Source organism: Janthinobacterium sp. P210006, assembly GCF_036231885.1.
GTDB classification, from domain to species: domain Bacteria; phylum Pseudomonadota; class Gammaproteobacteria; order Burkholderiales; family Burkholderiaceae_D; genus Janthinobacterium; species Janthinobacterium violaceinigrum.
Map to the genome: position 1 here is coordinate 196998 of NZ_JAZARD010000006.1, position 25163 is coordinate 222160.

The window sequence follows — 25163 nt, forward strand, 5'->3', positions numbered from 1 at the left end:
TGCTGCGCGCCGCGATTTGCGGCCTGCGATGCTCACTGCCTCGGCGGCCCCGTGCCTACGCACAGCTGCGCTTCTCGGCCACAACTCGCATTCGCTCGCGACGATTTTGCCAGACGTTATTAAAGAGCAGTACGCAGCGGGCGGGGGACGGACCGGATACCGGCCCTTGTCCGCTGCTCTATATTGAAGGAGAGTATGTCGTGATGCGATTGCTGATAGCCTTGCTACTTCCGTGTCTCACGTTTTTCATGCTGAAGCGCCCGCTGGCCGGCGCCGCCGCCTTGATCATGCAGTGCACTGTGATCGGCTGGGTGCCGGCGGCCCTGTGGGCCCTGTACACGGTGAACCAGCATAAAACGGAGCAGGAACTGGAAGGCGCGTTAAGCCGCAGCTACATGCGCAGGCGTAGTCGGTTGATCTAGATCAGCCGGGCGCCAGGTATCCTTGCGCTAAAGCCCGCACGAGTGATCGTGCGGGCTTTTTTGTGCGCGTTCACTTCTTGCAGCGTATCGGCACGTTCACGGAATTGCCGTCCGAACTCAGGTTGCGGTACTGCAAATCTTCGCTTTCAATGGCGAAGCGGGGCACGGCGTGCACGTAGCGCTGCTTGCAGATGGTGTCGTCATTGATCAGCTGGCCCGCCAGCATGTAGTCGCACAGGGCGAAGCGCGATTCCTCGTCGTCGAGGATCAGCACGCGCGCGGCGCTGTACAGGGCCGATTGCAGGACGTCCGGGCTGCAGTTTTCCGGACCCGTCAGCTTCAGATGGGTCTTCGTTTGCGTGGCCAGGCGCTGCAGCTTGACGAGGGCGGCGCGTTCTTCCTTGCGCGCACTGTCGACCTGCGCATCGCCGCTGGCCAGGCGCAGCGCCAGCGAGGCGATCTGGTCGATGGAAATATGCCAGGCAAAGCCTTCCAGCCGCGTGCGGATCTGGCCCGGCAAGGGATCGGCCGCATCGATTTCGCAGCGGAACTGGCCCAGGTGGGGCCGGCACAGCACGGGGATGGCAAAGGCCGAGGTGCGCTTGCCCTTGACGAATTTCTGGCTCAGGTCGCCGAAGTTTTCATGCGTGATGGTATCGAAACGGGCTTGCCCAAAGCCCATCTTGACGAGGTTTTCCTTGCGCTGGCGTGAAAACAGGGCGTCGACGGCATCGTAGATATTCTTGTTGAAGATGCGGTCCAGCGGCTGGCGCTCGTCCGACATCTTTTCGAATACGGCGCTGGAATTGGGCGCGTTGGCATCGATGGAAATGAGGATGAAGGGCTTGCTGTTCAGGCGTGGCGGCACGACGGCCATGTCGTTGCCGTACAGCTGCGTCAGGGCCACGTCCCACAGGGTTTCCACGCCGAGGTTATCGGCCGCGCCGCCGTCGAACAGGTGCACATAGGACGGCGACTCGCGCGACTCGGAACCCAGCTCCGGCACGAAACTGTTTTTCGGGCGGAAACGCTCGAAGGTGACGGAATCGAACACGCCGGGAAAGGCGGCCGAGGTGGCCACGGCCGTGGCCAGGCGGATATCCTGGATCGGCGAATGCAGGGTGCCGTAAAAATATTCGTAGGAAAACACCACGCGCTTGCCGCCATCGGTGGCGTCCGTCGCGTTGGCCAGGAAGATGGGACCGTCGTGGGGCAAGTCTTGGTAGGTTTTCTTGTCGTACAGCACATCGTCAAACACGTCGGACAGGAAGGACGTGCGGGTCTTGTTCGTCAACAGCATCGTCGTCAGGTTGGCCGGTTTCAAGATGGTCTGGCCGAAGAAATCCGTTTTCAGTTTGCTGCGCAGCAAGGGCCAATCCGTCTGCTTGCCATGCAGCGCATAGTAGCCGCCCGCGATGGCGCCGCCCGAGACACCGGAGATGGCCGAGGCGCCGCTGACGAGGCCGAACTGTTCCAGCTGCTCCAGCGAGGCGGCCGAGAAATTGGCCGCGCGGCTGCCTCCGCCGGACAGGGCGATGCCGATGAAATGGTCGCTGGGCATGGGATTCTGGATGCGCGCCTTGGGCGCGTCGATGCGCAGGCGCGGGGTTTCCTGCACGGCAAACGTGCGGTTTTCGACGCCGCTGTTGGGACGCAGGGCGAGCACCGTGCAGCCGCTCAGCAGCGCAACGAGGATAAATGGTACAAACAAGCGTGGATTCATGCGCGATCTGTGCGTAGTCATTGGTTGGGATACGGACGGAAACGTGTGCGATTCTAGCAAACTTGTCGGTGCGTAACATGAAGATCGCGGCGCGATGGCAATGGCCCGCCATGCGGGCAGCACGCGTTCCGGCTCGCTGCGTGAAGCACGCGGCGAGCATCATGCATCCAGTAGAAAAGATGGATAGCCTGAGACTTGTCTCCGGCAGGGGGTATTGCGCTTTAATGGCGCAGCATCACGCCCGTGGCGATGCAGGCCACGATAGCCAGGCCCATGGTCAGGACATATGCCGCCATCAGCAGGGCCCAGCGGCAGATGGTGGCGAGTTTTCCGCTCGGATACACGCGCCACATGGCCCAGGGCAGGTAGGCGAGCAGCCAGGCGCCGAGCGCGAGGCGGACTATGTCGACGGGGATCACAATCATCAGCGCCATCGTGATGAAGGCAAAGGCATTCGTGTGCAGGGCGAACAGGAAATGCTCGCCGTAGCGCCGCCCGCTGCCCAGGTAGAGGATTTTCAGGAACAGGGCGAACAGGGGCATCAGGCAAAACATGGCGTACGGCGCGTAATGGAAAAAACTTTCCACCACGAGTTTTTGTTTCTCGGCCGTGGGCAGCTGCTCAAAGTCTTGCCATTGGCGCGGCAGGGTGGGTGTCTGCCCCAAGATGCTGACCTGCATGTGCGATGGCTTGTTCTCGGGAAGTTGACGGGCCCCGTGGTCGCTCACCTGGGCTTGCTGGTCGTGCACGGTGAGGAACATGTCGGGGCTGCTGAACTTGAGGATGGCAAAGAACAGGATGCTGAAGGTCAGGTAGACGCGCAGCGGCTCCACGTAGCGCACGCGGCGTCCCGCGATGTATTCCTTGCTCAGCACGCCCGGACGAAACAGCAGCAGGGCCAGGGTACGCCACAGCTTGCCTTCGAGCGCCACATAGTGCGCGACGAATTCATGCAGGAATTCGCGCGCGCTGGGCAGGTGCAAGGTGGTGGACTGGCCGCAGGCGCTGCAGAAGTTGCCTGGCGCATCCGTGTGGCAGTTATGGCAGGTACCGGCGGGAAGTGTGCTGGACGACGCTGTTTTCAAGTTGGACTCTTTCCATGGGCGAAAGGTAGAAATGATCGCCCAAGGGCGCAACATATGATGAATGAAAACAATGATAAAAGGGCATTTTTTTCGCTATCTAGTTGCTTCGGAGATACAAACTGCCTGGGCCGTTCAGCGGGTGCCGAAGGCTGCCAGCAGGCGCCGCTCGCCGTCCGGCGTGAGGCGCAGGGCGCGGCTGTCGAGTTCGCGCTCGGCCCAGCGCTGGCGCAGGGCCAGCTGCAGGATGGCGGCGCCCAGCGCGCCGCCGAGGTGAGCGCGCCGTTCGCTCCAGTCCAGGCAGGCACAGGCGAAGCGGCGGCGCTGCTGCTGCAGTTGCGGCACGTCGATGCCCAGGGCTGCCATGCCGGCCGCGCCCGCTTCCGACAAACGGTACTCTCCATCCTCGTCCCGCAGCCAGCCTTGCGTGTGCAGTTGGTCGTGCAGGGCGACGGCGACGGTGCCGGCCATGTGGTCGTAGCAGGTGCGCGCATGGCGCAAGCGGTCCGGCGTGGTGGGCGTGAACGGCGTTGCCTGCACGCCTGCCACCACCAGCAGTGCTTCCAGCGCCCGTCCCACTTCCGGGCTGGCCAGGCGGTAATAGCGGTGCTTGCCCTGCGCCACCATCGATAGCAAGCCATCGTCGCGCAGGCGGCTCAAATGGGCGCTGGCCGTCGAGGCGCCTACCTCGGCCAGCGCCGCCAGTTCCGTGGCCGTGCGCGCATGGCCGTCGAGCAGGCTGCACAGCATGCGCGCGCGGGCCGGTTCGGCGATGGCGCCGGCCAGCTGCGCCAGGCGTCCATCGGCCGTGTGGGGAACGGTGCTGTCATCCATGATTCGTCCGTCAGCGAAGTGTTGTGGTGGAAGGAACAGCATACTCGTGTCCCCACCTCACTGCAATGGAATGCGCATGCCGCTCACCGATCCGCTTCACCCGATTGCCGCCGTCACCCACGCGGCGCCCTACGACTACTATCGCCGCCTGGCCGACGGTCCGCCGTTGCGTTTCGATGCCGCGCTCGGCTGCTGGCTGGCGACGGGGGCGGCCGGCGTGCGGGCCGTGCTCGAGCATCCCGCCTGCCGCGTGCGCCTGCCCGGGCAGGCCGTGCCGCCCAACCTGGCGGGCACGCCGTGCGGCGCGATCTTTACGGAACTGGTGCGCATGAACGATGGCGAGCGGCATGCCGTGCCGAAACAGGTGCTGGCGCGCGCACTGGGCCAGGTGGACCTGGCGCGCCTGCAGGGGCGGGTGGCGCATCTGGCCGGCGACCGCGTTCCCGGCAGCGCCGGCCAGCTCAATGCTGCGCTGTTCGAGCTGCCCCTGTACGCGATGGCGGATTTGCTGGGCTTTGCGCCGGCGCAATGGCCGGCGCTGGCTGCCTGGACGCGTGATTTTGTCGCTTGCCTGTCGCCGCTGAGCAATGGCGCGCAGCTGGCCGGTGCGCAGGTGGCGGCCGACGCCTTGCTACAAGGTTTTTCCGTGCTGCTGCGCGAAGGGACGGCGATTCCCGGCAGCTTGCTCGACGATGTCGTGTCCGGCGCGCGGCAGGCAGGCTGGCACGCATCGGGCGCCGTGCTGGCCAACCTGGCGGGTTTGCTGTCGCAGACTTGCGAGGCGACGGCCGGCTTGCTGGGCAATGCCATCGTGGCCTTGCGCGCGCAGCCGCAGTTAGTGCCGCAGCGGGGCGCGGCGCCCCAGCCATGGCCGGCCATGCTGCGCGAAGTGAGCCGGCATGATCCGGCCATCCACAACACGCGCCGCTACACGGCGCAGGACGCGGATTTGAATGGCGTGCTCATACCGCAGGGACAGTTGATCGTGGTGGTGCTGGCCAGCGCCTGCCACGATGCCAGCGTGTATGCCGAACCGGGCCGTTTCCTGCTGCAACGGCCCGGGCTGGCGCTGCCGGGCTTTGGCCATGGCCGCCACGTTTGTCCGGGCCAGTCCATCGCGCAGGCCATCGCCGCAGCCTGCCTGCAGGCATGGGCCGGCGGGCTGGCCGGTATGCCGCTGGCATGGCGTTATCTGCCGTCGCTGAACGCGCGCATCCCCGTATTTAGTCCAGGAGAAATGACATGATCGCCGTGATATTCGAAGTCTGGCCCAGCGCCGCAGGGCGCCAGCAGTACCTTGACCTGGCCGCCGCGCTGCGGCCCCTGCTCGACGAAGTCGATGGTTTCATTTCCATCGAGCGTTTCAGCAGCCTGAGCGAGCCGGGCAAATTGCTGTCGCTATCGTTTTTCCGCGACGAGGCGGCGCTGGCGCAGTGGCGGCAGCTGGAAGCGCACCGCGCGGCCCAGTCGGCGGGCCGGCACGGCGTGTTTGACGACTACCGGCTGCGCATTGCCGCCGTGGTGCGCGATTACGGCATGCTGGACCGGCAACAGGCGCCCGCCGACAGCCAGCGGCGCCACGATGCTTAGCGGGGCAGCGCGCCCTGCGTGATCTTGACCTTGACCCGGTACGTGGGCTCGGCCGCATTCAGGGCGGGCGGCGTGGCCGGGTCGACGTCGAGCAGGGTGAACGTCAGGTGGTTGACGGTGACGGAACTGGCCGCGCCGGGCATGGAGTCGGACAGGACGATGTCCGTGGCGCCCGCGCTGTTGAGCAAGCTGAAGCTGTAGCTGACGTAGCCTTTCCACACGCACACGGCGCCCTTGCGGCAGCGGCTGTCGTTGACGCGCTCCAGTTTCAGGGTATCGGTGGCCGTGATGGCCACCTGTTCGCCCGGCGAGAGCACGTGGGTGACGCTGCGCGGCGTGTTTTCCGCGTCGCCGGCGCTGCCGGCCGCGCCGCAGCCGGCCAGCACGGCCAGGCAGGCAAGGAACAGGGGAAGCAACAGGGTACGGCAAGATCGGGTCAGGTAAGGCATGCTTTTCCTTTCAGAGAGAGCGTCTTCGGCGTGGCATCCACGCGCAAGATGAAAATGATAGTAACAAAATGATATTTTCCCGGCGCGCCGTTGGCGTGCTGCGGAGGAATTGACGCGCCGGCCACGCGGCGCGCCGATTACTGCGTAGAATGGCTGTTTTGAAAATCAGGAAACAACCATGAAAAAAACCGACCTGGCCAAAAGCGATGCCAAGAAACTGATGGGAAAGATGAATGTTCCCGGCGCCGGTGCATTCGGTAAGGAAGCGGTGGTCATCGACCGCCGCGAGCAGCGCAAGCGCGATCAGGCCCTGGGCCTGGTGCCATTCGCCGTCAAGCTGAACAGCGATCTGGTCTTGCAATTGCAGACCCTGGCCAAGGAGCGCGGCGCGGATCTGAATGAAGTCGTCGCCGAGCTGATCACCAAGGGCTTGGCTGCAGCGTAACGGCTGACAATGTTTATCTGTTGATAAACATCAAGGTTTAAAACTAAAAGGCGCCTTGCGGCGCCTTTTACATTGCGGCATTGCTTGCGATTACACGTAGGCCGCCAGCGCGCCCTTCATTTTTTTCAGCGCCGCCACTTCGATCTGGCGGATGCGCTCGGCCGATACGCCGAACTCTTCAGCCAGTGCGTGCAGGGTGGCGCCGGAACCGTCGTCGTTGGCCAGCCAGCGCGCTTCGATGATGCGGCGCGAACGGGCGTCCAGCTTGGACAGTGCCGTTTCCAGGCCTTCCGATTGCAGGCGCGTCACTTGTTCCGCTTCCAGCACCTTGGTCGGCTCGCTTTGCTCCGACGACAGGTAGGCGATCGGCGAAAACTTGTCGTCTTCATCGTCGGTCGGCGATTCCAGCGCGATGTCGCGGCCGCTCAGGCGCGTTTCCATCTCGATCACTTCTTCGCGCTTCACGTCGAGCAGCTTGGCCAGCGCATCGATCTGCTTCGGCGTCATCGCGTCCAGGCCCGTCTTGTGGCTGCGCAGGTTGAAGAACAGCTTGCGCTGTGCCTTCGTCGTTGCCACCTTGACCAGGCGCCAGTTTTTCAGGATGTACTCATGCATCTCGGCTTTCACCCAGTGCATGGCGTACGACACCAGGCGCACGCCCTGGTCCGGATCGAAACGTTTCACGGCTTTCATCAAGCCGATATTGCCTTCCTGAATCAGGTCGGCGTGCGGCAAGCCATAGCCCAGGTAGCCGCGGGCAATCGAGACCACCAGGCGCAGGTGCGACAGCACCAGCTCTTGCGCGGCGGCCAGGTCATTTTTTTCACGCAGGCGTTTCGCCAGCGAAATTTCTTCGTCATGGGTCAACATGGGCAGACGGTTCACGGCCGAGATATAGGCGTCGATATTGCCCAGATTACCGGTGAACCCGAGGCCCAGCGCATTACTTTTGGTCGGAACCAATGCGGACGTTGCGGACATCATAGTCATGTTTTCTCCCTCGTAGTCTTGCTTTGTTCCAGTTGGCCATGTCACACGACATGGCAGCTTGTATCTTCGTTTTTGCGTATTCGGTCTTGCACTTCGCAGATCGCGGCACCATCTACATCTGGCGTCCATGGCGGTTCTGCTGCTGGTATGTCCCTATATTAGCACTCTCTGCTTGAGAGTGCCAATCAGCACATTTAATCGTCCTGATAGCCTAAATACTATGGCGATTTATTAATTAATACTTTATCTAAAACGCGCCGCCAGGGCGCATGGGCACTGCCGCGTGCACTTGCCGGGCCGTGCCCGCCAGGGTTGCACGGCGCTTCACGACAACATGGCTAGTCTACGGCCGCAAGCTGAAGCGAACCTTAAGAATACTTGCTAAATATCAATATCACCACAGTAGGGGGTGAATAGCAAAAAAACAAGGTGGATGGGGCGCATGGCGGCGCCGGGGGCGCCGCCATGGGAGGGAAGGTCAGTTCAGGCGCGCCAGGTGGCGCTGCACGCAGAGGAAGGCGCCGATCAGGCCCAGGCCGGCGCTGACGGCCAGCAAGCCGGCCATCGGCAGCGGCGCCAGCGGCACCAGCTGGAATTCGGACGCGTACAAACGGGCAAATTCGGCAATCGCCGTATTGAGCGGCTGCAAGGCCAGCGCCACGGCGCCCAGGGCCAGCGCGCCCGCGCACAGGCCCAGCAGGGCGCCCGTGTAATAGAAGGGGCGGTGGATGAAGGTGTCGGTGGCGCCGATCAATTTCGAGATGCTGATTTCATCGCGCTGCTGCATCACCTGCAGGCGGATGGTGTTGAAGACCACGGCGATCACGGCCACGCCCAGGGTAATGGCCAGCAGCAGCAGCACCAGGCGCAGCACGCCCAGCAGGGCAGCCAGGCGCTTGACCCAGGCCGAATCGACTTGCGCCGATTCCACGCCGGGCAAGTGGCGCAACTGTTCCGCCACCGCATCGACGTCCTGCGCCTCGCTGGCGCTGCTGAAAGCATCGAGTTTCAGCACATAGCTGTCGGGCAGGGGATTGTCGCCCAGGGTGCTGAGCACATCGGCCAGGCCATTCTTGTTTTTCAGCGAGTCCAGCGCCTGTTCGCGGGGGATGAAGACGATCTTCGCCTTTTGCTCGCCCACGATCTTGCGCATGGCGCCGGCCAGGCCCACGGCTTGCTCGCGCGGCGTGTCGATCTTCAGGAACACGCTGATTTCCGGGTCGACCGACATCTGTTCCGACATGGGGCGCACATTGTCGAGCATGGTCAAGCCGGCGAACGGCAGCGACAGGGCGATGGCGACGACGAGCACGTTCAATAGGAAGCCGCCTGGCGACTTGCGCAGATGAATCAGCGCCGAGCCCAGCGCGAAGCGGTGTTGACGGAACCAGCCTCTCATGCCTGTTCTCCTTCGCCGTCATCCAGGCCGGGGGCGAAATCGGGGTCGGGCGGGGCAAACACGGGTGCCTGCGTAGCCTTGTCGATGGCCACCAGCTGGCCGTTTTTCAGGTGGATCACGCGGGCGGCAGCGTCGAGCATCTGTTCGTCATGGCTGGAAATGAGGCAGGTCACGCCCACCGAGTGGAACGCTTTCAGGGCATCGAGCACCTTGTTGGCGCTGGCGCGGTCCAGGTTGGCCGTCGGCTCGTCGGCCAGGATGATCTGCGGCCGGTTGACGATGGCGCGCGCGATCGACACGCGCTGCTGCTCGCCGCCCGACAGCGACAGGGGACGCGCCATGGCGCGGTCCAGCAAGCCCACCTTGTCGAGCGCGGCGCGCGCGCGCTGTTCGGCGGCCGCCTTGTGGGCGCCCACGACGAGCAGCGGCAGCATGACATTGGCCAGGATGGAGCGGTCGTTGAGCAATTTCTGCTGCTGGAAGATCAGGCCCATGTTGCGGCGCAGGAAGGGCACGCCGGCCGGCTTGATCTTTGCCATGTCCTGGCCATTGACGATCAGCTTGCCCGACGTGGGGCGTTCCATGGCGGCGATCATTTTCAGCAGGGTGGACTTGCCGGCGCCCGAGGGACCGGCCAGGAAGACCAGCTCGCCTTTGGCAATACTGAGCGAAATGTCGCTGAGCGCCACGGCGTCGGGGGAGTATTGCTTGGAGACGTGCTGAAATTCAATCATGTATAGGCTTATCCGAGCAGCGCTTCGACAAATTCGGCAGCCACGAAAGGCTGCAAGTCTTCAATTTTCTCACCGATGCCGATGAAATACACGGGCACGGGGCGCACGCGGGCGATCGCCGCCAGCACGCCGCCCTTGGCGGTACCGTCCAGTTTGGTGATCACCAGGCCGCTCAACTGCAGGGCATCGTCGAAGGCCTTCACTTGCGTGAGGGCGTTCTGGCCCGTGTTGCCGTCGATGACGAGCAGGGTTTCATGGGGCGCGCCATCCATGCCCTTGCCGATCACGCGCTTGATTTTCTTCAATTCTTCCATCAGATGCAACTGCGTCGGCAAGCGGCCTGCCGTGTCGACCATGACCACGTCGATGCCGCGCGCCTTGGCCGATTGTACGGAGTCGTAGGCCACGGCGGCCGGGTCGCCCGATTCCTGCGAAATCACGGTGACGTTGTTGCGCTCGCCCCAGACCATCAGTTGCTCGCGCGCGGCGGCGCGGAAGGTGTCGCCCGCGGCCAGCAGCACGGACTGGTTGTTCGACTGCATGTGCTTGGCCAGCTTGCCGATGGTGGTGGTCTTGCCGGCGCCATTCACGCCGGAAATCATCATCACCAGCGGCTTGTGACGGCCCAGCTCGAAGCGTTTTTCCAGCGGCAAGAGCAGCTCGATCAGCAGCACTTTCAGCGCTGCCTTGACGGCGGCCGCGTCGAGCAGCTTGTCTTCCTTGACCTTTTTCTTCAATTCCGTGAGCAGGAATTCCGTGGCGTCGATGCCCGCGTCGGACATCAGCAGCGCCGCTTCCAGCTCTTCGTACAGGGCGTCGTCGATCTTGGCGCCGACGAACAGCACGGACAGGGTATTCGAGGTCTTCGACAGGCCCGCCTTCAGGCGCGTCATCCACGATTTTTTCTCGGGTTCGGCGGCCACGATCACGGGCACGAGCTCGGCCGGCGCACCGCTCAGCGGTGCAGCGGCGGGAGTCGCTGCCGGCGCGGCAGGCGGCGTGGCGGCAGGAAGAACGGGGGGCTCGGCTGGCGTAGCCTCGGGAGTGATGGGTTTTTTCTTGAAGAAACTAAACATGGATGTGTGGTGGCGGGTGCTGACCTAAGGCCCGGCGGCGCCGGACACTGTTGTTACTGGCTATTCTACCAGAGCGCGCCCGGCCCTTCATGCTTTACTGTTCGATTGGCAACATTGCGCCGCTATCTACGAAGATCGCCGCAGTTGCCGCGCTTTTCAGCCGGTTCAGTGGGTTTGCAGCGCGTGCGCCTGATGGCGGCGGCGCCAGTCGGCGATGCTTTCCTCGACTTGCCGCAAGTCCAGCACATGCAGGAAGGGCGGCGGCTGCCTGGACAAGGCGGGACTGCGTCCGCCCGCCCACAATTCCATGCCTGGCTGCAAGCTCGCGTGCAATTGCTGCAGGCTGTCGCGCGTCTGCCGCTGCTTGCTGGCACTGGAAAACGACAGGGCCACGATGTCAGCCCGCTGCGCGCGGGCGGCCGCGACGATGTCGGTCAGCGGCGTTTCCACCCCCAGCGACATGCAGTGGGCGCCTGCCGCCGTACACAGCGCTTCGGCCATCAGCAGGCCCAGGCCGTGGCGTTCCTGCGGCAAGGTGCTGAGCACGATGCGCGGCGTGCGCGTGGATGGGCTGCTGGCTTGTGGCAGGGAAAAAATGGCGTGGCGCATTACCGTCTGCAAGGTTTCGCTATACAGATGCTCCTCGTACACGGCCAGGTCGCCGCAGGCCCACGCTTCGCCCACCATGGCGGTGAGGGGGGCGATGACGTCGATGGTGAATGCCTTCAAGCCCAGCACGGCCAGCGCCTGGCGCAGGGCATTGCCCAGTTCCGCCATCTGATGGCCGCGGCACAGGGCTAGATAGTGTTCGAGCTGCGGCGCCGGCGCCGGTGGCGGCGTGGCGCCTGCGCTGGCCAGCTGCTGCAGTTGCAGGGTGCTGTGCTGCATGATTTTGCCCGGGCGAAATCCGAGGTCCAGCAGGCGCTTGACCATGCGCAATTTCTGCACTTGCTCGGCGGGGTAGCTGCGTTCGCCAAAGGCATCGCGCTGGGGCTGGGGAAACGCGTAGCGGCGCTCCCAGACACGCAAGGTTTCCTTGGCCAGCCCGGTGTCGCGCTCGACATCGCTGATGCTGAAGGCAGGAGAGAGTTGCAGGTCAGTATCCATACCAGGGGGCGTGCTCGCGTGCCGAAAGATCGTATCTGACATTTTACGCCTTCCACCGCCCCGTACCAAATAGCTGAATCCGATTGGAAATTGCCTGCGTATAAGTTTTTGAACGGATTCGCGGCCTCATTGACACAGATCAATATTTGACTGACTATCGATGAAGCTTACTTTGTCCAGGACAAACATAACACAGGTGCGCTCATGAAAATCGCCGTCGTCGGTGCGGGAATTGCAGGATTGTCGTGTGCCTATCGGCTAGCGCAGGCGGGCCAGGATGTGACCTTGTATGAGGCGGGCGCGTATTTTGGCGGCCACAGCCATACGGTCGATGTCACGCTCGATGGCGTCACGCATGGCGTCGACACGGGCTTTCTCGTGTTTAACCACGCCACGTATCCGAACCTGGTGCAACTGTTCCAGGAACTGGGTGTCGAGGCGGCCGACAGCGATATGTCGTTTTCCGTGAAGATGCCGCTGGGTTCCGCGCCCGGTGCCCGCGTGCTGGAATGGGCGGGCGCGAATCTGGACACCGTGTTTGCCCAGCGCAGCAACCTGCTGCGCCCCGCTTTCTTGCGCATGCTGCGCGACATCGTGCGCTTCAACCGCCAGGCCAGCGCGCTGGCCACGGCCGCCTTGCCGGCGCCGGCCCTGTCGCTGGGAGAATTCCTCGACCTGCACGGGTATGGCGAGGAATTCCGCCACTGGTATCTGTTGCCGATGGCTGCCTGCATCTGGTCGTGTCCGGCGCGCCAGATGCTGGCCTTTCCGCTGGCGACCTTCATCCGTTTTTGCCACAACCATGGCTTGCTGCAGGTCAATGACCGGCCGCAATGGCGCACGGTGCGCGGCGGCTCGCGCGTGTACGTGGAAAAACTGCTGGCGGGTATTGCGCAGCAGCGCCTGGCTTGCCCCGTGCTGGCCGTGCGCCGCCAGCCGCACGGTGGCGCGCGCATGATCGAGCTGTACACGGCCGCCGGCGTCGAACATGCCGATCACGTGGTGCTCGCTTGCCACAGCGACCAGTCGCTGGCCCTGCTGGGCGATATCCGCGACGACGAGCGCGCCGTGCTCGAAGCCGTGCGCTACCAGCCGAACCGGGCCGTGCTGCACACGGATGCCAGCTGCCTGCCGCGGCGCCGCAAGGCCTGGTCGGCCTGGAATTACCAGGGCAGGCCGGCAGTGGCGGAAGGCGCCGCGCCGCAGGTATGCGTGCATTATTTGCTGAACCAGCTGCAGCCCTTGCCCTTTGCCACGCCCGTCATCGTCTCGCTCAATCCGCTCGACGAGCCCGATCCGGCAAGCATCATCGACGAGTTTTCCTATGCCCACCCCGTGTTCGATGGCGCGGCCATTGCAGCCCAGGCGCGCCTGGCCGGCTTCCAGGGCGCGCAGCACACGTGGTTCGCGGGCGCCTGGACGGGCTACGGCTTCCATGAAGACGGCTTGAAGTCTGGCCTGGGCGTGGCGCAAAGCCTGCTGGGCCTGGCGTCGGCGGAGCTCGGCCATGCCGCGTGATCCCTCGCTGCCCGTGCAGGCCCAGCCCCAGCTGTGCCTGGGACAGGTGCGCCATGCGCGGCTGCGTCCGCGCGCGCATGCGTTCAGCTACGGCATGTTCTATCTGCGCTTGCCCCTGCGCAGCATGGGCGCGCAGGATTTTCCCGCCCGTTTGATCTCGCGCAACGGCGTCAATGTGCTGTCCTTCCGCGACAGCGACCATGGCGATGGCGCGGCGCCGCTGCTGGACTGGATCGACGGCCTCCTGCGCCAGCACGGCGTGGATGACGCGGGCGGCGAAATCTGGCTGCAGACCATGCCGCGCCTGTTCGGCTATGTGTTCAATCCCGTCAGCTTCTGGTTTTGCCACCGCCCGGACGGCGCGCTGCGCGCCGTGGTGTGCGATGTGCGCAATACCTTTGGCGAGCGCCATCTGTACTTGCTCGAACAGGGCGGCGCGATTGTCTTTGGCAGCGAACTGGTCGCCAGGAAAATCTTTCACGTGTCGCCGTTTTGCAAGGTGGAAGGCCAATACCGTTTCCGTTTCCTGCGCAACAACGACAAGGGGGGCGAACGCCACCTGGCCCGGGTCGATTACGACGACCTCGACGGTCCGCTGCTGCAGACGAGCTTGTCCGGCACGGCGCAGCCGCTGCGCGATGGCGCCATGGCCTGGGCCTTGCTGCGCTACCCCCTGATGACGTTTGGCGTGATGGCGCGCATCCATTGGCAGGCTTTGCGCCTGTGGCTGCGCCGCGTGCCGTTTTTCAGCAAACCCCTCCCCCCACAAGAAAAGGTGTCCCGATGAGCTCTGATTCCCTGCCGACCGGCATGCATGCGCGCAGCAGCGCACGTCCTGCCCACATGCCCGATCACACGCACCTGGACTTGCCCGCTTCCGGGCGCATGATCGTGCGCCTGCTGGAAAAATTGCAATACGGCGCCCTGCGCCTGCGCACGCCGGACGGCAGCATCTTGCTGTACGGCGATGGCAGCCATCCCGTCACCCTGGACTTGCACAACTGGCGCCTGTGCCCGGCGGTCCTGCGCTCGGGCGACATCGGCTTTGCCGAAACGTTTATCGCGGGCGATTGGCGCACGGACAATTTGCCGGGCTTGATCGAATTGATGATACGCAACCGCGCGCACATCGAGTCCCTGATCTACGGTAACTGGTGGGGCAACCTGATCTATAAGGTGCGCCATCTGCTGCATCGCAATTCGCGCGCCGGCAGCAAGAAGAATATCCACGCCCATTACGACATCGGCAACGCCTTTTACCAGCTGTGGCTGGACCCGTCGATGACGTATTCGAGCGCCCTGTTCACCGAGGGCGCCAGCCTGGAGCAGGCGCAGGGCGCGAAATACGCGCGCATCGCGGAACAGCTGCAACTGCAGGTGCAGCGGGGCCAGCGCGTGCTGGAAATCGGCTGCGGCTGGGGCGGTTTTGCGGAAGCGGCGGCGCGCGACTACGGCGCCCACGTGACGGGCCTGACCTTGTCGACCGAGCAGCTCGCGTATGCGCGCCAGCGCCTGCAGGACGCGGGGCTGGCGGCGCAGGCCGACCTGCAACTGTGCGACTACCGCGACAGCCATGGCCAGTACGACGCCATCGCCTCGATCGAGATGTTCGAAGCCGTGGGACAAAGCTACTGGCCCGGCTATTTCGCATGCGTGGCGCGCAACCTGAAGCAGGGCGGGCGCGCCTGCATCCAGACCATCGTCATCGCCGACGCCTTGTTCGAGCGCTACAGCAAGAGCACTGACTTCATCCAGCAGTACATTTTTCCGGGCGGCATGCTGCCATCGCCCGCCGAGTTTCGCCGCGCGGCCCAGGCGCAGGGCTTGCGCGTGGTGGACGCCTTCAGCTTTGGCCTCGATTACGCGGAAACCCTGCGCCAGTGGCGCGCCAGCTTCCTGGCCCAGCGCGTGGCGCTGGAAAAGCAGGGTTTCGATGGCCGTTTCCTGCTGACCTGGGAGTTTTACCTCGCGTATTGCGAGGCCGCTTTCCAGGCGCACAATACGGATGTCATGCAATTTACCTTGGTCAAGGAGTAATCATGCGCCGTCTGCTCGTTTTGTTCTGTCTGTCATTCTTCATGTTGGGCGCCTCGGCCCAGGCCGCCCCGCCGGCCTTTGTCGCGGCCGACGTGCCTGACGCCCGGCTGGCGGGCGAGGGCGACTATACCTGGTTCGGCATGCGTATTTACCGGGCCCAGCTTTGGGTGGGCGCGCAGGGCTACCAGGGCGCGGCTTCGGCCACGGCGCCTTTCGTGCTGGAATTGCGCTATGCGCGTTCGCTCGACGGCAGGAAGATCGCCGAAGCCAGCTACGAACAGATGCAGAAAATCGGCGCGGGCACGCCGGAGCAGCGGCTGGCGTGGCTGGCCATCATGCAGCGCATCTTTCCAGACGTCAAGGAAGACCAGCGCATCGCGGGCGCCTACCGTGCCGGCATCGCGCCCGGCGTGCGTTTTTATCTCGATGGCAAGGTGCTGGCCGACGTGAGCGACGGCGACTTCGCGCGCGCCTTCTTCGCCATCTGGCTGTCGCCCGACACGACGGCGCCGAAGCTGCGGGGCGCCCTGCTGCAGCATGCGGCACCGCTGCCATGAATGCCGGGGCCAGCGCGTTGAGCTTGCCGGCCCTGTTCCACTACGGCCTGTTCGGCTTGCCGCTGGCCATGCTGGCGCTGCCCATCTATATATATGTGGCGCCGTTTTATGCGCAGCGCAGCAGCCTTGATCTGGCGCAGATCGGCGCCGTGCTGCTGGCGGCCCGTATCGCGGCCGCCTTCATCGACCCGGCCCTGGGCGCCTGGATGGCGCGCGGCGGGCGCAGCTACGCCGCACTCATCGCCGTCTCGCTGCCCTTGCTGCTACTGGGCTTTGGCGCCCTGTTCCATCCGCCTGCCATGCCGCAAGCGGCCACCCTGGCCTGGTTCCTGGCCGCCTTGCTGCTCGTTTACACCGCCTATGGCCTGGCCGGCATCGCGCACCAGAGCTGGGGCGCGGCCCTGAGCCAGGCGCGCGCGCAGCGTGCGCGCGTGGCGGCCGTGCGCGAAGGCTGCGGCTTGCTGGGCGTGATCCTGGCGGCGGGACTGACTTCCGTGCTCGGCTATGACGGCTTGTCGCTGGCCTTTGCCGTCTGCCTGCTGGCGGCGGGCGCGCTGCTGCTGGCGCGCGCGCCGCGTCCGGCCGTGTCCGGCGTCACGGCGGCAGCGCCCCGCAGCGGCTGGCGGCTGCCATTTCGCCAGCGCGCGTTTCGCTGGCTGTTCGCCGTCTTGCTCGTCAATGGCGTGGCCGCCGCCATTCCCGCTACCCTGTTTTTGTTCTTTGCCGGCGATTATCTGCGCCTGGGCCATTACGCGGGGCCGTTCCTGATCGTGTACTTTTGCGCGGCGGCCGCCTCCATGCCTTTGTGGGTGGCCCTGGCGCGCCGCTTTGGCGAGGCGCGTGCCTGGGGCGGCGCCATGCTGCTGGCGGCCAGCGTGTTTGTCTGGGCGTATGGCCTCGGCGCGGGCGCCGCCTGGGGTTTTGCCGGTATCTGCCTGCTGTCGGGCCTGGCGCTGGGCGCCGACCTGGCCTTGCCGCCGGCCTTGCTGGCGGGGCTGATCGGCGCGGCGGGCCATGCCGGGCGGCATGAAGCGGCGTATTTCGGCTGGTGGAACTGGGGCGTGCAGATGAGTCTGGCACTGGCGGCCGGCATCGCCTTGCCCCTGCTGGCCTGGCTCGGCTACGTGCCGGGACAGGGAGGCGGCTTGCCGGCCCTGGCGGCGGCCTACGCCTTGCTGCCCTGCGCCTTGAAACTGCTGGCGGCGATGCTGCTGTGGCGCGCGCCCTTGCAACATATATATAGTGACCACCTGGAGAATCGCGCATGCGCCTCATGAGCTATTGCCAACGCCGCCTGCCGCTGGCGGCCCTGTTGCTGGCCTTGGCAGCCTGCTCCACGCCGCCCACGCCGGCCACGTACGCGCAGGAAACACCCAAGCTGGACTTGCAGCAGTACTTCAACGGCACCCTCGATGCCCACGGTATCTTCCAGGACCGCTCCGGCAAGGTGGTCAAGCGCTTCACCGTGGTGATACGGGCCAGCTGGGTGGGCGAGACGGGCACCCTGGACGAGGACTTCACGTATTCGGACGGCAGCAAACAACGCCGCGTGTGGACTTTGCGCAAGACGGCGCCCGGGCGCTTCATCGGCACGGCGCCCGACGTGATCGGGGAAGCCGTCGGCGAAGTGGCCGGCAATGCGCTGCGCTGGCAATACGTGCTGGCGCTGCCCGTCGATGGCACGCTCTACCATGTCGACTTCGAGGACTGGATGTTCCTGATGGATGACACGGTCATGCTCAACCGCGCTGCCATGAGCAAATTTGGTTTCAGCCTGGGCGCCGTCACTTTATCGTTCAGCAAGCGTCCGCAGGCGGCCCCATGAATCGCAAGATCGCCATCTGGGCGGGCAAGCGCGTGTGGATCATCGGCGCTTCCAGCGGCATCGGCGCCGCGTGCGCCACCTTGCTGCTGGAGCAGGGCGCCTGCGTGGCCCTGTCGGCCCGCCATCGGGCCAGCCTGGAGCAGCTGTGCGTGGGCCAGCCGCTGGCGCAGGCATTGCCGCTCGATATTACCCAGCCCCTGCAAGTCCGGGCCGTGTGCGGCGAGCTGCGGCGCCAATGGTCGCATGTCGACCTGATCCTGGTGGTGGCCGGCGGCTATCAGGCCATGCGCGCCGACAGCTTCGACCTCGAGGCGGCGCAGGGCTTGCTGGCCCTGAATGTGGGCGGCGTGTTCAATTGCCTGGAGCAAGCCTTGCCGTGGTTGTTGCAACAGGGGAGCGGCGGCATCGGCATTGTCGCCTCCGTGGCCGGCTATGGCGGCTTGCCCAAGGCGCTCGCGTACGGCGCCAGCAAGGCGGCGCTGATCAACCTGACGGAGTCGCTGTATTTGGATTTGCATGGGCGCGGTATTGATGTGTATCAAATCAATCCTGGTTTCGTCGCCACGCCTTTGACGGCGGACAATGATTTCAAGATGCCGGCCCTGATGACGGCGCGCGACGCTGCCGCCGCCATGCTCGACGGCATCGAGCGGGGCCAGTTTCACATCCACTTTCCCAAACGCTTTACCAATACCCTGCGCCTGGCGCGGCTCTTGCCGTACCGCGCGTATTTTTGGCTGATCCGCAAGGTGACGGGCCTATGAACGTAAGCATGCCGGATGCGGGGCAGGGCGAGGGCGCGCTGGCGCGCCTGGTGGCGTTCTACGAGCAGCTGAGCCTGGAGAGCCTGGCCCAGCTGGGCGCCGTGTACGCGCCGGACGCCCGTTTCAAGGACCCGTTCAACGACGTCGTGGGGCATGCGGCCATCCTGGCCATCTTCGAACACATGTTCGTGCAAGTTGATGCACCGCGGTTTGTCGTGCTGGAAAGCCTGGGGCAGGGGCATCAGGCGTTCCTCACGTGGGAGTTTCGCTTCCGCATGAAACGCCTGGTATCTGGCGAACAATGTATTCGCGGCGCGACCCATATCCGTTTCGATGGGCAGGGACGGGTGGCAGTGCACCGCGACTATTGGGATGTCGCGGAAGAATTGTATGAAAAACTGCCTTTATTGGGCCCTTTCATGCGCCTGCTCCGGCGGGCCAGCCAGCGTTAAGCCTGTTTCTTGATGCTTTTAAGCAAAAAATTGAAAAAAGAAAAAGAAAATTGTGCGAAATCGGGGCGCATAAAACTTGATTTCGATCAATGTGTCGTTTTTTTGACACAAATATGTCGAAATATTGAGAAGGCAACATTGTAAGAAATTGTTTCAACTGATGCGCAATTTGCAAGCAAGAGTCGTCCTCATCCATTCCATCCCGCTAGCGGACTCTTGTGTTGGAAAACATGGAAAACATTTCTATGTGAGCAATTTAAATTACTGGAAAGTCAGTAATTGTGTTGATACTCTGTCTATTTTCCGACCGCCTGCGCCGACGTGCGAATTGGCGCCTACGCCCCTGAATAATGCGGCAACGCACCAAAACAGGGCGCGATATTTCCCGTTTTTGGGCGTCCGGCAGCAAACATTGGCGATGCCGTGTATGCTTCGTCCCGTTTATCCATTATCACCTGACAAATTGCGCGCTTTGTCGCGTAAATGATGCAGGGAAAATGATGGGTAAAGCATGTTGACGTTTTAATCACTCGCCTGATACTGTTGCACTAATACAACGGGTGCCAGCAAGCCATGCGCTATGATGGAATAGTCAATCAGGCCAATGCATTGGTTGGCAAGGGGCACTGGCTCTGTCGCGTAGTACGGTTGGCGATGGTCGGGATGCCTGAAAAAGCCCCCGGCCTGGTACCGGAAGTAACATGTTGGAACTTGATGGAATGTGAAACGGTCGTTATAGTGCCGCTTCCGGTGCCCTTTGAGCACCCGAAATGGCGCACGAATAACGGTCGTTATGCAGCCTTCAAGCTTATCGGTGCAATAGCGTGCCGATACCGATATGAATGTTCCCCTGACCGGAACAGCAATGTGGCAGGTGGAGACCTTGCCCTCACTCATAAAAAGCGCTCTGTTAGAGCGCAGCTCGAGATGCATAGGCTGTATTACTTTTTGCTTCAAAAATTAAAGGAAATTGCAATGAAAAAAACTCTGATCACCCTGGCAGTTCTGGCAGCAGCCACTGGCGTAGCCCAAGCTCAATCGAGCGTTGTTATCTACGGTACCGTTGACGCTGGTTTCGTCAGCGAGCGCGGCGGCGTTAACGGCAACGTTAACAAACTGGACAGCGGCGTTGCTTCGGCTTCCCGTCTGGGCTTCAAAGGCACCGAAGATCTGGGCAGCGGCCTGTCGGCTCTGTTCCTGTTGGAATCGGGCTTCAGCGTTGACAACGGTCAACAAGACGTTGCAGGTACCTTGTTCAATCGTCAAGCTTACGTTGGTCTGAGCAGCAAAACGACCGGTACCCTGACCCTGGGTCGTCAATACACCCCTTGGTACAACACCCTGTCGAAAGTTGCTGACCCATTCGCAGCTGGCTACGCTGGTTCCGCTAAGAACTTGTTCCCATCGAACACCCGCACCAGCAACACCGTGCTGTACACCTCGCCAAACTTCAACGGTTTTGACGGCGACGTAGCGTACACCTTCGGCGAAAACGCTGACTCGAACAAAATCGGCCGCAAAATCGGCGCGTCGGTTGGTTACAGCAATGGTCCTTTGAATGCTCGTCTGGCATACAACAACACCAGCAACGACACCGCAACGACCGAAGCCGGTAGCGGCCGTAACTGGTTGGCTGCAGCTAACTACGACTTCGCAGTTGCTAAAGCTTACGTTGCATACGGCGTGAACAAAGGCGCAAACAGCGCAAACCACAACAACGCAGACCGCTTTGCTTACAGCCTGACCCAAGCATCGGCAGCTCCTAGCATCGACAGCAACAACATCCTGGTCGGCGCAACCGTACCTGTTGGCCCAGCTGGCACCGTAATGGCTTCGTTCATCCGCACGAACGACAAAACCGCTGCTAACGCTGATGCTGATCAATGGGCACTGGGCTACTCGTACGCTCTGTCGAAGCGCACCAGCACCTACGCTTCGTACGCTAAAATCAAGAACAAAAACAACGCTGGCTACACCGTTGGTAACAACAGCAATGTTGGTACGGGCGACAAAGCCTTCAACGTTGGCGTTCGTCACTCGTTCTAATATTCGCGCAAGCGAAGCTTAGTACCGCTGCCGGCATCCCTTCGGGGATGCTGATAAGCAAGGAAACGCGTCTCCAGGCTAGTCCTGGGGCGCGTTTTTGCATGGGCGGCGCAGTTATAATGTTGCCGTCACTACAGTAAAGGAATGCCATGTATCCATACACATCGCCGCGCCTGGCCGCCATGCTGGCCGCCCTGGTGCTCGCCAGCGCCACGGGTGCCGCTTTTGCCGCGGCCAAAGGCAAGAAGCCGGCCGGACTGGAGCGCTATGGCGTGGCCGTCTACTCGGACCTGTGCCTGCAAAAGGATAGCGGCGAAATCGGCGGCCAGCGCGTCACCCTGCACCGCTTTGCCGAGGCCGATTCCGTCATCTATGAATTCACGGCAGGCGCCCTGAGCTGGCCCATCGTCGCCAACGACGTCAACCTGGACGCGGCCACGGGCGCCTTCGACTTCACCATCGCCGGCGCCGACAGCGAAGAGCGCACCATCGTCGGCAAGTTTTCCAAGGATGGGCAGACCCTGACCCTGGAAGGCGATTACTGCGGCGGCAATGTGCGCATGCCCATGAAATTGAGCCGCGTGCGCGATTTTGGCCGTCCCCTGAAGCATTGCACGCCATGCCCGCCCGCGCCGCCAGCACCGGCGCAGGACGGCGCCGAGGCGCCTGCCGCGTAAGCATTTTGACTGTCTGACAATGAAAAAGGCCCGGTATCGACCGGGCCTTGTTGTTTGAAGCGCTGAAACGGACTTATTTGGCCGCCTGCGCCTTTTCCGCCGTGGCGCGGATGGTGGCGAGCGTCGCGTTCGGCGTGATCAGGTTGCCGTCGTAGCGCAGCTCGATCAAGGCCGGCAAACTGTTGGCCCTGGCGTGCGCCAGCGCCCGTTGCAGGGCAGGGGCGAACTCTTCCGTCGTATTCACCACTTCGCCATGCGCGCCATACGCTTGCGCCAGGGCCGCAAAATCGGGGTTGTGCAGGGTCGTGCCCGAGACGCGGCCCGGGTAGTCGCGCTCCTGGTGCATGCGGATGGTGCCGAACATCTGGTTATTGAAGACGATGATGACCACGCCTGCCTGGTATTGCACGGCCGTGGCCAGTTCCTGGCCATTCATCATGTATTCGCCATCGCCGGCAAAGGTGATCACGGTGCGCTCCGGATGCACGATCTTCGCCGCCACGCCGGACGGCACGCCATAGCCCATGGCGCCATTGGTGGGCGCCAGTTGGGTGCGCATGCCGCCGTAGCGGTAGAAGCGGTGCGCCCACGAAGCGTAATTGCCGGCGCCGTTCGTCAGGATGGTGTCCGCTGGCACCTGGGCCATGATCTCCTGCGTGACTTGCCACAGGTCCAGCGGTGCCTGGCCATCCTGGAAGATGGGCGGCTGCTCCTGGTAGGCGGCCAGCTCGGCCTTCGCCTCGGCCGGCGTATGCCGCCAGGCGGATGCATCGACGGGTTCCATGGCAGCCAGCATGGCGCACACTTGCGGCATGCCGCTGTTGATCATCAGTTCGGCCTGGTAAACGCTGCCCAGCTCTTCGGCATCCGTGTGGATGTGCACGAGGCGCTGGCGCGGCACGGGCGAGTCGAACAGGGTGTAGCCGCCCGTCGTCATTTCGCCCAGGCGAGGGCCGATGGCGATGACGAGGTCGGCATTTTTCACGCGCGCGGCCAGTTTCGGGTTGATGCCGATGCCCACGTCGCCGATGTAGTTCGGGTGGGCATTGTCGAGCAGGTCCTGGAAGCGGAAGGCGCAGGCGACGGGCAAGTGATTCGTTTCGGCGAACTGCTGCAGGTCGGCGCACGCCTGCGGCGTCCAGGTGGTGCCGCCCAGCAAGACCAGCGGCTGCTTCGCGGTGGCCAGCATGGCGCGCAGCTGCTGCAGCTGCGCATCCGATGGGGCTGCCTGCACGGGCTGGTAGGCGCGCGTGTCGGCCACCGTGGCCAGCGAAATGAGCATGTCTTCCGGCAAGGCCAGCACGACGGGGCCGGGCCGGCCGCTGGTGGCCACCTGGAAGGCGCGCGCCAGGTATTCGGGGATGCGCTCGGCGCGGTCGATCTGCGCCACCCATTTGGCCATCTGGCCGTACATGCGGCGGTAGTCGATTTCCTGGAACGCTTCGCGGTCGATGAAATCGTTGCCCACCTGACCGATGAACAGAATCATCGGCGTGGAATCCTGGTAGGCCGTGTGCACGCCGATCGAGGCATTGGTGGCGCCCGGTCCCCGCGTGACGAAGCAGATGCCCGGCTTGCCCGTCAGCTTGCCGTAGGCTTCGGCCATGAAGGCGGCGCCGCCTTCCTGGCGGTTGATGATGAAGCGGATGCCCGAATCGTGCAGGGCGTCGAGCACGTCCAGGTAGCTTTCGCCAGGCACGCCAAAAGCGGTGTCGACACCGTGGATCTGCAGGGCATCGACCAGGATCTGGCCGCCGGTACGGGATTGTTGCGTCATGTTCGGCTCTTTATATTCTAGTTGGGTGGCAAAGAAATGGGGCAAGCGGTGCGCATGCGCTTGCATGCAAGCAGCTTGCCCCATTCTATGTGAGCCGATTTGGCCCGGCTTTTGAAATGGCGACACCGAATTACACAATCTCCCGGGCCGGGGCGGCGGCGAGGGTGCGCCGCGCCTGCACAGGCCTTTTTGCAGAAACATGCTGCGGCGCGGTACAATGGCGGGTGAAGCAGGCCAGACAGTCGCTGGCCGGCGCAGCAATGCGCTGGCGGGAGGAAGGTCCGGACTCCATAGAGCGGGGTGACGGTTAACGGCCGTCCGCCGAAAGCCGCAAGGTATAAGGCGAGGAATAGGGCCACAGAGACGAGCGTATTAAGTTACGGTGAAACGCGGTAACCTCCACCTGGTGCAATTTCAAATAGGCACGCGATGATGCTGCTCGCGGAGCGTGCGGGTAGAAAGCTTGAGCGCCCGAGTAATCTGGCGCCTAGAGGAATGACTGTCATAGCGCCGACCTGCAAGGGAAGGCGCCGTAACAAAATCCGGCCTACCGGCCTGCTTCACTTGAATTCCTGCTCCCTGGCTTGCCGGGGAGCATACCGGCCGCAGCGGTTTGCCCGCTGCGTGCCACCCAAAAGCCCCCGCAACGGGGCTTTTTTTGTTTCTAAAAGTATAGCAATCAAGATAAAGTTGTATATACAACTAAAAGTGAACAATTGGTTAAAGTTTCTTCGTTCTAATTAATTGCTGCATTGCAAAAATAGTTTTTCCGCTGCAGGCCAGGCCCGGAAAACAGGGGCGGTACGCGGCGTGGAAGATTTTTCTTTGCCTGAAACCAAGTCTTTTGCGGGCGATGATTGCTGTTGTGTCCGGATGACGAAAGTATTGTCATGTGTCAACTAACTGTAAAAAATTCAATTTTTCGATTTCGTTTTTTTCGATGTTTACGGTAGGAAAACACATGTGTGCAGATGAGGTAGCACATTCACTATCTTTCATAAGTATCTAATTTATCGATATATTTTTATTTGAGACTCCTTCAACGATATGCGCTAAGTCCTTAATTTCATTAATAAAATTCCTGTTTTGCCAATCGGAAACCGCTTGACCACTATCTTTGCTTCCTCTAAAGTGGGCAACTGTGTGAAAAAGTGTGTTTTTGTGGGAAATTTTCCCTTTTCATCATGATGCGCAAGCGTCGCAACCCAAGCTCAAAAAAGGTCTTCCGTGTTTCAAGGCGCGTCCGCAATCAATCTCGATGCCAAAGGCAGGATGTCTATCCCTGCCAAGCACCGTGACGCGCTGGCGATCCAATGCGAAGGCCGTTTGACCCTGACCAAACACCCCGATGGCTGCCTGCTGTTTTTCCCCCGTCCCGTGTGGGAAAGCCACCGCCAGCAAATCGCCGCCTGGCCCATGTCGGCGCGCGCCTGGCAGCGCATCTTCCTTGGCAACGCCGTGGACGTCGAGCTGGACTCGGCCGGCCGCGTGCTGATCTCGCCTGAATTGCGCAACGCCGTGGGACTGGCGCGCGAAGTCATGATGATCGGCATGGGCAGCCACTTTGAAATATGGGATGCCGCCAAGTTGGCCGACAAAGAACAGCAGGCGATCGATGCCGGCACCCCCGATGTACTTTCCAATTTTTCTTTCTAAGGC

Annotated in this window: 25 protein-coding genes and 1 other RNA gene; 16 read left to right on the forward strand and 10 right to left on the reverse strand. The window is 62.7% G+C overall.

The features are described 5' to 3' along the window. Positions 1 to 248: 248 nt before the first annotated feature. Positions 249 to 422 (forward strand): YqaE/Pmp3 family membrane protein, encoded by a 174-nt coding sequence (locus VPH41_RS26350; RefSeq protein WP_319633301.1) that lies wholly within the window; start codon positions 249 to 251, stop codon positions 420 to 422. A gap of 70 nt (positions 423 to 492) precedes the next feature. Here the strand turns inward: VPH41_RS26350 and VPH41_RS26355 are convergent, their stop codons facing one another. The 3 genes from VPH41_RS26355 to VPH41_RS26365 form a co-directional block, all read right to left on the reverse strand. Then, entirely contained in the window at positions 493 to 2133 is a 1641-nt protein-coding gene (locus VPH41_RS26355) for a patatin-like phospholipase family protein (RefSeq protein WP_328572025.1), read from the reverse strand. Between the two features lie 233 nt (positions 2134 to 2366). Continuing rightward, positions 2367 to 3230: a DUF3667 domain-containing protein gene (locus tag VPH41_RS26360; protein WP_328572026.1), complete on the reverse strand. Its 864-nt coding sequence runs from the start codon at positions 3228 to 3230 to the stop codon at positions 2367 to 2369. Positions 3231 to 3362: 132 nt separating this feature from the next. Then, positions 3363 to 4061: an ArsR/SmtB family transcription factor gene (locus tag VPH41_RS26365; RefSeq protein ID WP_328572027.1), complete on the reverse strand. Its 699-nt coding sequence runs from the start codon at positions 4059 to 4061 to the stop codon at positions 3363 to 3365. A 76-nt stretch (positions 4062 to 4137) separates the two neighbouring features. Here VPH41_RS26365 and VPH41_RS26370 point away from each other — a divergent pair, with 76 nt between their 5' ends. Both VPH41_RS26370 and VPH41_RS26375 read left to right on the forward strand, forming a co-directional pair. Beyond that, the gene (locus VPH41_RS26370; protein ID WP_328572028.1) at positions 4138 to 5307 is read left to right on the forward strand and encodes a cytochrome P450; all 1170 of its coding nucleotides are present in this window, start codon (positions 4138 to 4140) and stop codon (positions 5305 to 5307) included. Beyond that, positions 5304 to 5651 (forward strand): antibiotic biosynthesis monooxygenase family protein, encoded by a 348-nt coding sequence (locus tag VPH41_RS26375; RefSeq protein ID WP_152257694.1) that lies wholly within the window; start codon positions 5304 to 5306, stop codon positions 5649 to 5651. The genes VPH41_RS26370 and VPH41_RS26375 overlap by 4 nt, the downstream gene beginning before the upstream one ends. Here VPH41_RS26375 and VPH41_RS26380 read toward each other — a convergent pair. Continuing rightward, positions 5648 to 6100, reverse strand: coding sequence for a hypothetical protein (locus VPH41_RS26380; RefSeq protein ID WP_152283800.1), 453 nt, complete (start codon positions 6098 to 6100; stop codon positions 5648 to 5650). The genes VPH41_RS26375 and VPH41_RS26380 overlap by 4 nt on opposite strands. A 178-nt stretch (positions 6101 to 6278) precedes the next feature. Between VPH41_RS26380 and VPH41_RS26385 the strand changes: the two genes are divergently transcribed. Further along, positions 6279 to 6545 carry a hypothetical protein gene (locus VPH41_RS26385; protein WP_152283799.1) on the forward strand — a complete coding sequence of 89 codons (267 nt, stop codon included), beginning with the start codon at positions 6279 to 6281 and terminating at the stop codon, positions 6543 to 6545. 90 nt (positions 6546 to 6635) lie between these two features. Here VPH41_RS26385 and rpoH read toward each other — a convergent pair whose 3' ends face one another. The 5 genes from rpoH to VPH41_RS26410 all read right to left on the reverse strand — a co-directional run bounded on the left by rpoH (position 6636) and on the right by VPH41_RS26410 (position 11851). Continuing rightward, complete coding sequence (rpoH, locus tag VPH41_RS26390; RefSeq protein WP_070222520.1) at positions 6636 to 7529, reverse strand: RNA polymerase sigma factor RpoH; 894 nt, start codon at positions 7527 to 7529, stop codon at positions 6636 to 6638. A 484-nt stretch (positions 7530 to 8013) separates the two neighbouring features. Continuing rightward, positions 8014 to 8934: a permease-like cell division protein FtsX gene (ftsX, locus tag VPH41_RS26395; RefSeq protein WP_099665445.1), complete on the reverse strand. Its 921-nt coding sequence runs from the start codon at positions 8932 to 8934 to the stop codon at positions 8014 to 8016. Then, positions 8931 to 9668, reverse strand: a complete 738-nt coding sequence (locus VPH41_RS26400; protein WP_152257691.1) for a cell division ATP-binding protein FtsE — start codon at positions 9666 to 9668, stop codon at positions 8931 to 8933. The genes ftsX and VPH41_RS26400 overlap by 4 nt, the downstream gene beginning before the upstream one ends. An 8-nt stretch (positions 9669 to 9676) precedes the next feature. Further along, the gene (gene ftsY / locus VPH41_RS26405; RefSeq protein ID WP_152283798.1) at positions 9677 to 10744 is read right to left on the reverse strand and encodes a signal recognition particle-docking protein FtsY; all 1068 of its coding nucleotides are present in this window, start codon (positions 10742 to 10744) and stop codon (positions 9677 to 9679) included. Positions 10745 to 10909: 165 nt separating this feature from the next. Then, positions 10910 to 11851: a MerR family transcriptional regulator gene (locus tag VPH41_RS26410; RefSeq protein WP_287775594.1), complete on the reverse strand. Its 942-nt coding sequence runs from the start codon at positions 11849 to 11851 to the stop codon at positions 10910 to 10912. 204 nt (positions 11852 to 12055) lie between these two features. Between VPH41_RS26410 and VPH41_RS26415 the strand changes: the two genes are divergently transcribed. The 10 genes from VPH41_RS26415 to VPH41_RS26460 all read left to right on the forward strand — a co-directional run bounded on the left by VPH41_RS26415 (position 12056) and on the right by VPH41_RS26460 (position 21727). After that, positions 12056 to 13369 carry an NAD(P)/FAD-dependent oxidoreductase gene (locus VPH41_RS26415; RefSeq protein WP_328572029.1) on the forward strand — a complete coding sequence of 438 codons (1314 nt, stop codon included), beginning with the start codon at positions 12056 to 12058 and terminating at the stop codon, positions 13367 to 13369. Beyond that, the gene (locus VPH41_RS26420) at positions 13359 to 14156 is read left to right on the forward strand and encodes a DUF1365 domain-containing protein (RefSeq protein WP_328572030.1); all 798 of its coding nucleotides are present in this window, start codon (positions 13359 to 13361) and stop codon (positions 14154 to 14156) included. The genes VPH41_RS26415 and VPH41_RS26420 overlap by 11 nt, the downstream gene beginning before the upstream one ends. Positions 14157 to 14179: 23 nt before the next feature. Beyond that, the gene (locus VPH41_RS26425; RefSeq protein WP_328572070.1) at positions 14180 to 15406 is read left to right on the forward strand and encodes a cyclopropane-fatty-acyl-phospholipid synthase family protein; all 1227 of its coding nucleotides are present in this window, start codon (positions 14180 to 14182) and stop codon (positions 15404 to 15406) included. Between the two features lie 2 nt (positions 15407 to 15408). Continuing rightward, the gene (locus VPH41_RS26430; RefSeq protein ID WP_328572031.1) at positions 15409 to 15963 is read left to right on the forward strand and encodes a chalcone isomerase family protein; all 555 of its coding nucleotides are present in this window, start codon (positions 15409 to 15411) and stop codon (positions 15961 to 15963) included. Next, positions 15960 to 17240 carry an MFS transporter gene (locus tag VPH41_RS26435; protein ID WP_328572032.1) on the forward strand — a complete coding sequence of 427 codons (1281 nt, stop codon included), beginning with the start codon at positions 15960 to 15962 and terminating at the stop codon, positions 17238 to 17240. The genes VPH41_RS26430 and VPH41_RS26435 overlap by 4 nt, the downstream gene beginning before the upstream one ends. Continuing rightward, on the forward strand, positions 17228 to 17788 hold the full coding sequence (locus tag VPH41_RS26440; RefSeq protein WP_328572033.1) for a DUF3833 domain-containing protein: 561 nt from the start codon (positions 17228 to 17230) through the stop codon (positions 17786 to 17788). The genes VPH41_RS26435 and VPH41_RS26440 overlap by 13 nt, the downstream gene beginning before the upstream one ends. Then, positions 17785 to 18552: an SDR family NAD(P)-dependent oxidoreductase gene (locus VPH41_RS26445; RefSeq protein WP_328572034.1), complete on the forward strand. Its 768-nt coding sequence runs from the start codon at positions 17785 to 17787 to the stop codon at positions 18550 to 18552. The genes VPH41_RS26440 and VPH41_RS26445 overlap by 4 nt, the downstream gene beginning before the upstream one ends. After that, entirely contained in the window at positions 18549 to 19004 is a 456-nt protein-coding gene (locus VPH41_RS26450; protein WP_328572035.1) for a nuclear transport factor 2 family protein, read from the forward strand. Before VPH41_RS26445 ends, VPH41_RS26450 begins: the two co-directional genes overlap by 4 nt. A 573-nt stretch (positions 19005 to 19577) precedes the next feature. Then, positions 19578 to 21050, forward strand: coding sequence for a porin (locus VPH41_RS26455; protein ID WP_328572036.1), 1473 nt, complete (start codon positions 19578 to 19580; stop codon positions 21048 to 21050). A gap of 149 nt (positions 21051 to 21199) precedes the next feature. Then, positions 21200 to 21727: a hypothetical protein gene (locus tag VPH41_RS26460; RefSeq protein ID WP_328572037.1), complete on the forward strand. Its 528-nt coding sequence runs from the start codon at positions 21200 to 21202 to the stop codon at positions 21725 to 21727. A 73-nt stretch (positions 21728 to 21800) separates the two neighbouring features. Here VPH41_RS26460 and VPH41_RS26465 read toward each other — a convergent pair whose 3' ends face one another. Then, positions 21801 to 23504 (reverse strand): thiamine pyrophosphate-binding protein, encoded by a 1704-nt coding sequence (locus tag VPH41_RS26465; RefSeq protein WP_328572038.1) that lies wholly within the window; start codon positions 23502 to 23504, stop codon positions 21801 to 21803. Between the two features lie 226 nt (positions 23505 to 23730). Between VPH41_RS26465 and rnpB the strand changes: the two genes are divergently transcribed. Next, positions 23731 to 24070, forward strand: an RNA gene (rnpB, locus tag VPH41_RS26470) — RNase P RNA component class A. Positions 24071 to 24731: 661 nt separating this feature from the next. Then, the gene (gene mraZ / locus VPH41_RS26475) at positions 24732 to 25160 is read left to right on the forward strand and encodes a division/cell wall cluster transcriptional repressor MraZ (RefSeq protein ID WP_034748899.1); all 429 of its coding nucleotides are present in this window, start codon (positions 24732 to 24734) and stop codon (positions 25158 to 25160) included. Positions 25161 to 25163 lie beyond the last annotated feature (3 nt).